The sequence below is a fragment of the Runella sp. genome (assembly GCF_965279615.1).
Classification (GTDB): domain Bacteria; phylum Bacteroidota; class Bacteroidia; order Cytophagales; family Spirosomataceae; genus Runella.
The window spans coordinates 7,901,328-7,913,744 of record NZ_OZ257252.1 but is presented as its reverse complement, the minus strand read 5'-3'; the positions used below and the strand labels follow the sequence as shown (position 1 = coordinate 7,913,744).

Annotated in this window: 10 protein-coding genes; 5 read left to right on the top strand and 5 right to left on the bottom strand. The window is 43.1% G+C overall.

Annotated elements, in window-relative coordinates; all coding sequences use genetic code 11:
- Nucleotides 1–218: 218 nt before the first annotated feature.
- From ACQY73_RS33590 to ACQY73_RS33575, 4 genes are all read right to left on the bottom strand, one after another.
- Nucleotides 219–1,994 carry a phospholipase D-like domain-containing protein gene (locus ACQY73_RS33590; protein WP_428659034.1) on the bottom strand — a complete coding sequence of 592 codons (1,776 nt, stop codon included), beginning with the start codon at nt 1,992–1,994 and terminating at the stop codon, nt 219–221.
- 89 nt (nt 1,995–2,083) lie between these two features.
- The gene (locus ACQY73_RS33585) at nt 2,084–2,902 is read right to left on the bottom strand and encodes a DUF6597 domain-containing transcriptional factor (RefSeq protein ID WP_428659032.1); all 819 of its coding nucleotides are present in this window, start codon (nt 2,900–2,902) and stop codon (nt 2,084–2,086) included.
- A gap of 86 nt (nt 2,903–2,988) precedes the next feature.
- Nucleotides 2,989–3,435 (bottom strand): ester cyclase, encoded by a 447-nt coding sequence (locus tag ACQY73_RS33580; protein ID WP_428659029.1) that lies wholly within the window; start codon nt 3,433–3,435, stop codon nt 2,989–2,991.
- Between the two features lie 77 nt (nt 3,436–3,512).
- Complete coding sequence (locus ACQY73_RS33575; RefSeq protein ID WP_428659026.1) at nt 3,513–4,124, bottom strand: DinB family protein; 612 nt, start codon at nt 4,122–4,124, stop codon at nt 3,513–3,515.
- A 379-nt stretch (nt 4,125–4,503) separates the two neighbouring features.
- Between ACQY73_RS33575 and ACQY73_RS33570 the strand changes: the two genes are divergently transcribed.
- Nucleotides 4,504–5,145 (top strand): REP-associated tyrosine transposase, encoded by a 642-nt coding sequence (locus ACQY73_RS33570; RefSeq protein WP_428659024.1) that lies wholly within the window; start codon nt 4,504–4,506, stop codon nt 5,143–5,145.
- 166 nt (nt 5,146–5,311) lie between these two features.
- Here ACQY73_RS33570 and ACQY73_RS33565 read toward each other — a convergent pair whose 3' ends face one another.
- On the bottom strand, nt 5,312–5,773 hold the full coding sequence (locus ACQY73_RS33565) for an Lrp/AsnC family transcriptional regulator (RefSeq protein ID WP_428659021.1): 462 nt from the start codon (nt 5,771–5,773) through the stop codon (nt 5,312–5,314).
- Between the two features lie 303 nt (nt 5,774–6,076).
- Here ACQY73_RS33565 and ACQY73_RS33560 point away from each other — a divergent pair, with 303 nt between their 5' ends.
- From ACQY73_RS33560 to metH, 4 genes are all read left to right on the top strand, one after another.
- The gene (locus tag ACQY73_RS33560) at nt 6,077–6,814 is read left to right on the top strand and encodes an OmpA family protein (protein WP_428659018.1); all 738 of its coding nucleotides are present in this window, start codon (nt 6,077–6,079) and stop codon (nt 6,812–6,814) included.
- Nucleotides 6,815–6,919: 105 nt separating this feature from the next.
- Nucleotides 6,920–7,552: a porin family protein gene (locus tag ACQY73_RS33555; protein ID WP_428659016.1), complete on the top strand. Its 633-nt coding sequence runs from the start codon at nt 6,920–6,922 to the stop codon at nt 7,550–7,552.
- Between the two features lie 293 nt (nt 7,553–7,845).
- The gene (locus tag ACQY73_RS33550) at nt 7,846–8,508 is read left to right on the top strand and encodes a L,D-transpeptidase family protein (RefSeq protein WP_428659013.1); all 663 of its coding nucleotides are present in this window, start codon (nt 7,846–7,848) and stop codon (nt 8,506–8,508) included.
- Nucleotides 8,509–8,543: 35 nt separating this feature from the next.
- The gene (gene metH / locus ACQY73_RS33545) at nt 8,544–12,395 is read left to right on the top strand and encodes a methionine synthase (RefSeq protein WP_428659010.1); all 3,852 of its coding nucleotides are present in this window, start codon (nt 8,544–8,546) and stop codon (nt 12,393–12,395) included.
- The last annotated feature ends 22 nt before the right edge of the window (nt 12,396–12,417 follow it).

The following is a 12,417-nucleotide window of genomic DNA, read 5'->3' as shown; positions in this document are numbered from 1 at the left end:
CCGATAAACGTCAATAAGAAATGGCGGGCGGTTTGGTATATTCTGCCCGATTTTTTTTCATGTCAATTGCTTCGGCTATCCGGGAGGCTTCAACTTTCATGGTGCAGCAGCAATTTTAGGCCAAATTCAGCATTAAATGTGCTACTGTTCGCCAAAATCACCGTCAGGGGAGTGTAGACCTGTTGGAACTTCTCCTTCGACTTTTATGAAAACGATAATTACAAAACAATCCGGGCTCCGGCCATTTTCCTGTACATTTGAATACGCTTGAATTTCAGTCGCCCTACTTTGTATTTTTGAAGCCATTCATCGTCTTCTTTCAAAAAAAGACTTTCCTTCAACGCAGCACTGTTAAGTGCATTTTGGGCAATGGTTTTGTTGTAAATACTTCTAAAATAATAGTGATTGAATAAACGGTTAAATTCGGTAAAATAAATATCGGCAGTTCGTTTATCACCTTTGATTATAATCATATTTTCGTCATTCAATGTGGTTGAATTTTCACTGAAATTGGCTGATCCTGTAATCACAATTGGATTTTCGCCCAGAGGGTTGCTGAGCAAAAATTTGGAATGGACGTAGATGACGTGGCCGTTCAGACCCGCAATTCCCTGGTTGGTTTCTTTACTCCATCGGTTTAAATCGTCTTTGAGATAACTTCCAAAAGCCTGATAAACATTTTGGTCTATTTTTAATGGTACAAACTCATCCGGTTTTTCGGGGTTAGCCTTGTCTTCTTTCTCCAACAACATAAACACAATCGGAGAACTACTGTTATGGTCCAGTAACTTGCTCTTAAACAGCGTGTTTATACCAAAAGCAAGTGTAATGCAGGCAACATCCAAAGAGTCATCCAAGAGCTGAGCGTACATGTCCAGCATTTTTTGTTTGGTACGTGGACTGAACACAGGAATTATACCATTGGGAATTGTTGCTACTTCATCGGCAGTCAGGTCTTTTTGGAGCGCATCTATGGCTTTTTTAAAGTCTTTTCCGGAGGGGTCGTTGTGTAATAACTCCCAATATTGACGGTATTTCAGCGCAATTGCGCCGTCAATAACCCAATGGCCAACATTGGTGTGTCCAAAAATACCACCTTCCGAAATGTTAGTAGAGCCTGTCCAGACGGCTTTGGCCACGTTGTTACTATCAACAAAAACGGCAAATTTATTGTGTTGAATGTAGTTAGGAGATGCCTCCCTGAGTTTTACACGCGCTGCCGGAAAGTTCACTCCCCCGGGTCCGAGAAGTGTTCTCAGGTTGGCTTCACGCGGAAAGCTCTCGTGAAATTTGCCTTTTTTGTCAGTGTACTCATTCACTTTTGCATCAATAATAAGTTGTACGTCCACACCTCTGTCAAGAGCATCTTTAAAAAGTTGGACGGCTTCTTTGTAGTGGAATTCGTAGAAACACCCCAGTATCTTATCACCGGCATTGGCTTGCTCCAGAAACGTTTTTAACCCTTTCAACAAATCACGGCTTAACCAATCGAACGCTTTTTGTCTTTTACCGGCCGGTAATTTGTCGGGAGCAAGGTTGTCAAATTCGCGTTTATAAGCTTGACTGCTCATGACACCACGATTGAAAAAAATGTGGTGGTGGGCAGTAGCATCAAACAAATCTTCCGTTTTTACTTTTATAGCGATGGGGGCAGCTGTTCTATCCAAATTCTTTGGGCTTCCTTTGAAAGGGTAGAAAAAGTAAGTGTATTCGTGTTTTTCTTTGGTTGTAAAATCATCCCACACAAAACTTTGTATAGGTTGCTCAAAAGTACTCACTATTATATCAGTTGTAGGATTAGGAATGAGGGATTCAAAAACCTTAAACCCACGCATAAAATACCGTTCGTTTTCAGAATGATCTTCTCTTTCAACACCGAACCCCAGCAATCCATGAACTTGAGCAGGGTCAAAATCAATGGCAAATGATACCGTATTCACTCCTGTTACGGCATAAACCGTAAATCCGTTTTGTGTATTGGACTTAAATCTCATGGTTAAAACTGATAAAGGGTATAAAGCTGTGTTAATTAATATAGGTTTATGCTAATAACCGACGGTGCAAAAAGCTTTGCTATCATTCGTTAAATGCTCAAATAATTGGACAACTCTATATTATTTTTTACATATAAAGAAGGATTCTTGCCCGTAAATTCCGTGAAATCTTTAATGAAATGGGACTGATCGTAGTAACCGCATCGGTAAACCAGATCTTGCCAATCATCTATTTCCCACCGTTTTTGCGCCAGTTCATTGCACAAAAATCCAACGCGACGAATCCGAGCATAATACTTTGGGCTTACACCCACTTTCAGCAGGAATTTTCGTTCAAACTGCCGCCGACACACAAAAAGCTCGCTCATCAAATCGTTAATATTGACAATTCCGCGTTGATCAACGATCAAATTGGCCGCGTAGTCGGTGCGGTCAGGTTCGGATTTTTTCCGTAAAAGCTGAAGATTCAGAAACTGTTCAAGTAGCGTAACCCGTTCAGTAAGAGAATTAGCTTCTTCTATTTTGTCAGACCATTCGTCCAATTGCCGGCCAAGCACATCGCGGAGGTTGGTACGTTCGTCCGAAAACTCGTACATCGGCAGGCCAAATAAGGTATTTAAACCCGCAGGCCGAAATACGATACCCATCATGCCTATTTTCCCGGAAAGTTGCAATTGATAGCTCTTGGTTGCCTGTCCCGTCAGGAAATTCTTGGGGACCAACCCGCCATTTAGTTTTTGTGAAGTAACCCGATAGGGTGTTCCGTAGTTAAACACCATTGAAGCAAACCCGCTGGGCGGGGATTCGATAGACAACGCGCCGGACAGTAGTTTACTGCACTCCCATACGAAAAAACACTCTACTAACGACTGCAAATGAACAGGTGGTGAAAACTTTCGGTAAATCATGATTTACAATGCTTTACCGAAAGTTAAGATTTTCTACAGCCAACCCAAAGAGTTCAAATGTGAAATTATTAAACGGCCATAAAATCTTATGCACCGGTCAACTGGGCTACAAAATTATCGTGGTTCCAGTTAATGGTAAGATCGGTTATCTTATCATTTTCATCAAAACGAAACACAAAGATGTGTTCGCTGTTGAATTTCAATCCTTTGCTTGGCAAGCCCAAAAACGCCTTTTCCTGCGTTCCGAAAATGGCCACCTTGCAAATGACAGCATTATCTTCCGAATACATACTGTCAACGGTGTTATCCAAATTAGGAAAACAGTCGATGAGCAGGCTCCAAACGGTTTTCCCAAATTCTTTAAATAATCCTTTGCCACCTTCACCCAAAGGCTGAAACCAAACGGTAGCATCGGGCGTAGCGAGGTTGATCATGCGCTCGGTATCCAGCTCCTGATAAGCCGAAAAAAATTCAACACAAGTTCCTTTACGGGTAAGATCGGTAAGTGATTCAGTGGTTTTTAAAGTTTCCATGTTTGTGGTACGGACGACCCGTCCGCAGGGATGTGAAATTAAATGATTTAATAAATTAATGCCTTTTAGATAAGGCCTTATTTCGGATAATTAGGATGTACTTTTACTTTACGAATTTGGCGTAAATGCCTGTCTACGTGCCCCCATTGAAAAATCAATACCTGATGCATATTGCGGGGATTGGGCGTATTGGTGAACTCAAAATGCGCCCGCATGTCCACCTTCGAAGTTTCAATAAATGTAAGATTTACGGCATGATTTCGCAAAAAGAAGGTCAGATTGTTTTTACCCTCAATAAAACCCGTTGGTTTTGTAATGTCAGAGGCGTTATGTTTGGTATCTTCCATAATAAACTCGTTATAGTAGCTATCGGGTTTGCTCGAGGCATTGAGTTCAGGCTGAGGTGTGTTGCGCGTTCCAATGCTGATTTCTCGATTCCAGATAAGCTCCCACAACGCCAAATGCTCTACGATCTCGCCAATTGACCATCTATCCGAAGATTCATGGAAAGCCCACTGCGCAGGCGTTAGATCCTCAGTTTCTTTGACAAGTTCATCACGGGAACGTTTCATGTTGTCGAGGGTATATTTTCGGTCGGCCTCAGTCCAGAGTTTTGGCGGAGCCGTTTCCTGCGCCTTTGAAAAGTAAACGGTTGAAAGCAACAGGGCAAAAAGCAATAATTTTTTCATGGTTGTAATTGTTTTTGTTTGACGATGCAAAACTACTGCGCGGCTCTCTGCCTTAATTGTAAAAAAGCGACATTCTAAACTTATTGGGCTTTTACAAATACCTCACATTGCTTATCTGAAGGACGGTGAAGCTGCTATGTATACAAAAAGTATCTTTTTCATCATTTGCATCTATTTAAATTGATGATTCAAAATTGCATTGCCGTTTCAGGAAGTAATTGTAGAAATGCGACATTTCTATCGTATGGAGCGGGCATCCATCTATAGCACGCTATCACAGTAATAGGTGATTTTATTCGTATAACCAAGGCTAAATGTGACATTCCAATGATAATGTCGTCCTGATCATATACAGTAATGATTTATCAGTACATTCATCATGGAAGGATATAAACCCGAATACTATCGTTACCTACCTCATTTTCAGCCAAGCGGTGTTACCTTTTTCATTACAGGCCGATTGTACGGAAGTCTTCCGCCGGAAGCATTGGAGCGCTTAAAAGAAGAAAAAGAAGCTGCTTATCGCCGAATTCTAAGCGAAAGCAAAGACGAAGTGCAGCGAAAAGAAGAAATCAGCAAGCTGCACAAAAGACACTTTGCACAGTGGGATAATTATTTGGACACCAATCTCAAAGAGCCGCAATGGCTTAAGAACCCACAAGTGGTTTCTATTTTGAAAGAATCATTTCATTATTGGAACCGAAAGTCATATGATCTCGTCGCTTTTACGATTATGCCTAATCATTTTCACTTGATCATTGACACGACCGACGAATCTCTTTTTACGAAACCTCTGTATCGAATCATGCAAAGCATTAAAAGCTACACAGCCAAAGAAGCTAATAAAGTACTCAATCGCACAGGAACGTTTTGGCAGGAAGAAAGCTATGATCATGTGGTAAGAAACGGTCAGGAGCTCAACAATATCATTGGATATATTTTAGAAAACCCTGTAAAAGCAGGCTTAGCCCAAAATTGGCAAGCATACCCTCATTCTTTCATTAATGAAAACTATTGGTAATGGTAATGTGGTACGGACGGGTCGTCCGTTACGTTATATAAACCAAGCGCTTTTTTATTTTTATTAAACTACCGGCCAACTTTCTGTTTCCCGCTCTCGAATAAATTCTTTCTTTATTTTCAAAAAAACGGACGGGCCGGCGAAACGTCGCACCGCCGTACCACAATTATACTTTCAGGGCAGTTTCGTGTTTGATCTCGCTCATAACAAAGATGCTGTGTGTGTTGCCGATACTATCTAAAGCGCCCAGTTTTTCCATTAAAAATCGTTGATATTCAGGCATATCGTTTACTACCACTTTCAACATAAAGTCGTACTCTCCGGAGATGTTGTAACATTCCATTACCTCATCAAAGGTCATCACAGCCGATACAAATTTCTCACCGTTGGCACGACTGTGTTCCTTTAAAGAAACATTACAAAAAGCCACCAGATTTTTACCAATACCTTCCCTATTGACCAGTGCCACGTATTTCTTTATGATGCCCTCTCGCTCAAGTTTTCGGACACGTTCGTATACCGGCGTATAGGAAAGATTAAGCTGCGAAGCGAGTTCTTTGGTAGTTAACAGGGCATTTTTTTGAAGATACCGTAAAATGCCTCGATCGGTAATGTCTAATTTTAACATACAACAGATGGGGAATTAGTTGCGCATTTTTAGATAAAATATCTTACAAATAAAGAAGTTTTGACTAATATTATCTAAAAAGATCTCTGTTCTTTTTTACAGAATCGTCCGTTTTTTATAAAATCCCCATTAAGGGTATTATTTTCTACACTCATTTTTGGGCAATCATACTTTCTTACTTCAATTTTATCCAAGCATAACACATTGAATATCAATACACTGCACTAGCTCATTCAATTTTCGAAATTCATCAGGCATGTATTTTTATGCTATTTATGTAACACCAAACAGTTTATAAATATCATGAAAGCAATAACATCCTGTTTAATCGCGGCTTACGTCATTTTGCTGTCGATTTCTAGTGTGGAGGTAGCTTCTGCCCAACAGTCAACGAAGAAAAAAGCAACGACAACCAAAAAAGCCAAATTAAAGAAATCCCAAAAAGGAGCTTTGATCGGAGTGGGTGCCGGTGCAGTCATTGGCGGTATTATCGGAAAAAATAATAAAAATACGGCCATTGGTGCCATCATAGGAGCTACAGTGGGCGGTGCTGCGGGTGCAGTCATTGGAAACCACATGGACAAACAAGCCGAAAAGCTTCGTGAAGACTTAGGCAGTGTAGCCCGCGTAGAACGGGTAGGTGAAGGTGTTAAACTTACCTTCGACAATGCCCTTCTTTTTGACTTCGGTTCTTTTTTACTCCGCAGTGAAACCCAGGAAAGTCTGCGCAATATGGCTCAGACACTTAAAAAAGACCAACAAACGCATTTATTGGTTGAAGGTCATACCGACAACGTAGGGTCTGCTGAATTTAACCGAGAACTTTCTGATAAACGCGCCCAAGCCGTGTCCAATTTTCTGGTAGCTGAAGGGGTTTCGACAGAACGTTTTAAAGTGATCGGACAAGGTGAAGCCAATCCTATTGCGACCAACAGTACTGAGGTTGGACGTCAGCAAAATCGTAGGGTAGAAATAGGCCTTTATGCCAGCGATGAAATGAAAAAATCAGCTCAAAACGGAGCTATCAGTTTAAAACAATAACGACAGATCAGGCCTTCGGAAACTTAGCCTTTGCGAAGGCCTAATTACTGCATTTTCAATACAATATTTAATAACATTACTCTTACTCACTAAAATAATAAAGTCATGAAAATCAAATCCATTATAGTTGCCTCTTGCCTTTTTATCGGTCTGATTCAAACGGTAAAAGCCCAAGATGAAATCGTGTCACGTACCGGTATCAGAGGTGGTCTGAATATCTCTAACTTATATGTAAAAGACGTCACTGATCGCAGTCCGCGCTACGGATTTCACGCGGGATTATTTACGCAGGTGCCGCTTATCAAAGGCCTGCTGTATTTACAACCCGAGGTTGGTTATTCCACAAAAGGGCTGACTGCCCGTTATAATTTATTGAATAACAGCTTCAAAGGCGAGAATACGTTCAAACTCGATTATGCTGAAATCCCGGTATTGGCAACGGTTAAAGTGGGCAATTTTGTAGATATCCACGGTGGGGTCTACGGCGCATTTTTGGTGAATGCCTCCACAGAAAGTAAAAGCGACATAGGCTTTGCCGCAACGACGCTTAACCGCGACAATTTCAACAATTTTGATTACGGTCTTTCCGCAGGTTTAAGTATTTATTTCGGTAAGTTTTTGATAGGTACTCGTTATAACTACGGTCTCCGTCAGGTAGCCAACAGTACTGCTTCGGAACTATTCTTAGGAAGTGCAAAAAATTCAGCCGCACAGATATCATTAGGTGTTACGTTCTAATACGCAAAGATACTTATTACGGCACTACCCCGGTTGTTTATAACAACCGGGGTTTTTTATGTACTTCACATCTCGGATAATTTATCTATTTCATCAGTTCTTCATTTAGGTAAAAGTATATTCTGTTTTAGTCAGGAGGTCATTTTTCATATATTATCTATTTTTTTATCTGTAACTCCATTTATTATCTAAGAAATACCATAGTCGTTACTTTTGTCTTAATTTTGTACTTTACTTATATAGACAAAAGACACGGTATGCCTTTTCGGGCTTTTCTAATCGTATTGATTGCAATGAATGCATTTGGGCAGGAATTTCCCGTCAGCGAACGCTCCCGTGAGGTAACGGCAAGGGTAGCAGAGCCGCTGAAAAACGCATTTACAACCAATGGCCTTGTTTGGGGAAGTCCGGTTTTTCTCCGAATCTTCAAGGATACAAAACGTCTGGAAACTTGGGTAAAAAAAGAGGAACAATTTGTGCTTTTTAAATCCTATCCGATCTGTCATTTTTCAGGTCAGCCAGGCCCTAAAACAAAGGAAGGAGACTTACAGGCGCCGGAAGGTTTTTACGAGGTCAAGCCTTCCCAAATGAATCCTAACAGCGATTATCATCTGTCATTCAACTTGGGGTATCCCAACGTTTTTGACTTGGCCCAAAATTATACAGGAAGCTATTTAATGGTGCATGGAAAATGTGTCTCTGTTGGTTGTTATGCCATGACCGACGAGCGTATTGAGGAAATTTATACGCTGATCCAGAGTGCGTTCGAACATGGCCAGGCTTCGGTGGCAGTACATGCGTTTCCGTTTGAAATGACGGCGCAAAATCTGTCTCAGTATCACGAACATCCGTACGCAGAGTTTTGGAAAAATTTAAGTGAAGGTTATACCCTTTTTGAAAAAACCGCACTTCCGCCCCGCGTGAACGTGAAAGATAAAAAGTATGTTTTTGAGTGAAACTGCTCCAAAAGAGCAAAATATTTTATAGTAACATGCAAAACCCGAACATTCAGGAAATCCTAAAATCTCGTATCCTCGTACTTGACGGCGCGATGGGTTCGATGATCCAGCGTTATAAATTGACCGACGCCGATTATCGCGGCGAGCGGTTTAAAGACTTTCCGCACGAAGTACAGGGCAACAACGACCTATTGTCGCTCACGCGCCCCGATGTAATTCAGGAAATTCACGAAGCTTACCTCGAAGCAGGCGCCGACATTATTGAAACCAATACTTTCAGCGGCACATCTATTGCTATGGCCGACTACCACATGGAAGATCTGGTCTATGAACTCAACTACGAATCGGCGCGTTTGGCGCGGGAGGCTTGCGCCAAGTACACGGCCATGAATCCCGACAAACCACGCTTTGTGGCAGGTTCCATCGGCCCTACCAACCGTACCCTTTCACTCTCGCCCGATGTAAATGACCCGGGTTATCGTGCCGTTACGTTTGATGAGTTGGTGGAAGCCTATACCGAACAAGTGCGGGGGTTAGTTGATGGCGGAACGGATGTGCTTTTGATCGAAACAATTTTTGATACACTCAACGCCAAAGCAGCGCTGTTTGCGGTCGATCTCTTCTTCAAAAACACCGGAAAATCACCGTTGCCTGTTATGATTTCGGGGACAATCACCGATGCTTCCGGCCGGACGCTTTCCGGACAAACGACCGAAGCCTTCCTGACCTCGATCTCCCATATTCCATTGCTGTCGGTAGGTCTGAACTGCGCCCTGGGAGCTGACTTGATGCGTCCGTATGTGCAAACGTTGGCCCAAAAAGCACCTTTCATGACTTCGGCGCACCCTAATGCGGGCTTACCCAACGAAATGGGTGAGTACGACCAAAGCCCTGAAGAAATGGCGGCGATTGTCGAAGGATTTTTAAAAGATAATTTTCTAAACATCATCGGTGGTTGCTGCGGTACCACGCCCGCGCACATCAAGGCCATTGCTCAAGTGACCGCCAACTATCAACCGCGTGATGTTCCGGAAGCTGACCATGTTCAGAAACTGTCTGGTCTAGAGCCGTTTAACATTACCGAAAATATCAATTTCGTCAACGTTGGTGAGCGTTGTAACGTAACAGGTTCTAAGAAATTTGCCCGTTTGATTCGGGAAGGAAATTACGATGCTGCTCTTGCCGTGGCGCGTGAGCAAGTTGAAAATGGGGCACAAATCATTGATATTAACCTTGATGAGGGAATGATCGATGGTGTACAGGCCATGAATAAATTCTGTAACCTGCTCATGGCCGAGCCGGATATTGCCCGCGTACCGTTCATGGTAGACTCGTCAAAATGGGAGGTCATTGAATCCGGTTTGAAATGTTTGCAGGGTAAAGCCATTGTTAACTCCATTTCGCTGAAAGAGGGCGAAGAAAAATTCATTGAGTCTGCCCAAAAAGTAAAACGCTATGGCGCGGCGGTAGTCGTGATGGCCTTTGACGAGCAGGGACAAGCAGACAATTATGAGCGCAGAATTGAAATTTGCGAACGGGCTTATTGGATTTTGGTTAACAAAGTCGACTTCCCACCTCAAGACATTATTTTCGACCCCAATATCCTGACCGTTGGAACGGGTATTGAAGAACATAACAACTACGCGGTAGACTTTATCAATGCTACGCGCTGGATCAAAGAGCATTTACCTTATGCCAAAGTAAGCGGGGGCGTATCGAATGTATCGTTTTCGTTTCGAGGTAATGAACCTGTACGCGAGGCGATTCATACCGTGTTTTTGTACTATGCCATCAAAGCGGGTATGGACATGGGAATCGTGAACGCAGGCCAATTAGGCGTATATGATGATCTGCCTAAAGAGCTGTTGGAACACTGTGAAGACCTTATTTTAAATCGCCGCCCCGATGCCGCCGAACGCATGGTAACTTTTGCCGAAACGTTTAAATCAAAAGGCAAAGAAGTGGTAGTGGACAATGTTTGGCGCGAACAGACCGTTTCGAAACGTTTGGAACACGCACTCATCAAAGGCTTGACCGAATTTATTGATCAAGACGTTGAAGAAGCGCGTCAATCGTCTGATAAGCCATTGCACGTCATCGAAGGGCCGCTCATGGACGGGATGAATGTGGTGGGCGATCTGTTTGGCGAAGGCAAAATGTTTTTACCGCAGGTCGTAAAATCGGCACGGGTGATGAAAAAAGCCGTTGCTTACCTTTTGCCTTTCATTGAAGAAGAAAAGAAAGCCTTTCCGTCGGAAACAGAGGCTTCTATTTCTAAAATTTTGTTGGCAACTGTAAAAGGTGACGTGCACGACATCGGTAAAAACATCGTGGGCGTAGTATTGGGATGTAACAACTATGAGATCATTGACCTCGGCGTAATGGTGCCGACCGATAAGATCCTGGCTGCCGCCAAAGAACATAACGTAGATATCATCGGACTGTCAGGCCTAATCACGCCTTCGCTTGATGAAATGGTGGGTGTGGCGAAAGAAATGGAGCGTCAGGGCTTTAAAGTGCCATTGCTGATTGGCGGCGCCACTACTTCACGCATTCATACCGCCGTAAAAATTGACCCACATTATTCAGGGCCAGTCATTCACGTTTTAGACGCCAGCCGCGCGGTACCTGTGGCGGGAAAATTAACCCAAAACGAAACCACTTTTGCCGATACGTTGGCCGATATTAAGAAAGAATACGCCAAACTTCGTGAAGACCACGCCAAACGCCAACAGGTTAAAGAAGCGTTAAGTATCGAAGCCGCCCGTGCCAACAAAACGAAGATAGATTGGACGTCGTTCACGCCAACCAAACCTAAGTTTTTGGGCAACAAATACTTCTACGACTATCCGCTTGAGGAAATTGCCAAATACATTGACTGGACCCCTTTCTTCCAAACATGGCAGTTACACGGGAAGTATCCAAAAATATTTGACGATGCAGTTGTGGGTGCAGAAGCCACAAAACTCTACAACGATGCCAAGGCAATGTTGGCCGAGATCATCAAAAATAAATCACTGAAGGCCAACGCCGTCATTGGATTTTATCCTGCCAACTCCGTAGGCGATGACATTGTGTTGCACGATTTTGAAGAAGTGGAAGTAGGTTTTGCCGGACAGGGACAGCAAAAACGCACCGAATACCGCGTTTCAACGGTAGAACATTCAAGCTCTTCGGGATTTGCAATCTCGAAGAAAACGGAAGCGGATTTTCAATCCGCCCAAACCGTCCTGCATCACCTGCGCCAGCAAAACCAAAAAGCGGCCAATTTGCCGAATTTGTGCCTATCAGATTATATTATGCCGTTATCGGGTTCTAAACCCGAGTCAGTAAACGGTGGGATTACAAACCCCACCGAGCGGTCACAAACCGACTATATCGGTGCGTTCGCGGTCACAACAGGCATTGGAATTGAAACATTATTGGAAAAATACGAAGCCGACCACGACGACTACAACAGCATTATGCTCAAAGCCGTCGCCGACCGTTTGGCTGAGGCATTTACCGAACTCATGCACGAACGCGTACGCAAAGAATATTGGGGATATGTGAAAGACGAAACACTTTCCAATGAGGAATTGATCTCTGAAAAATACCAAGGTATTCGCCCCGCTCCCGGCTATCCTGCCTGCCCTGAACATACGGAGAAACGTACATTATTTGATCTGCTCGATGCCGAAGCACAAATAGGAATTCATTTGACGGAAAGTTTTGCCATGTATCCGGCGAGTTCGGTTAGTGGTTGGTATTTTGCCCATCCGGATTCGCGGTATTTTGCCCTTGGCAAAATTGCCAAAGATCAAGTACAGGATTACGCCGCCCGCAAAGGCATGACGCTCGAAGAAGCCGAAAAATGGCTTTCGCCCGTATTGAATTATGATTAGTAAAATCAACGCCACAAACAAA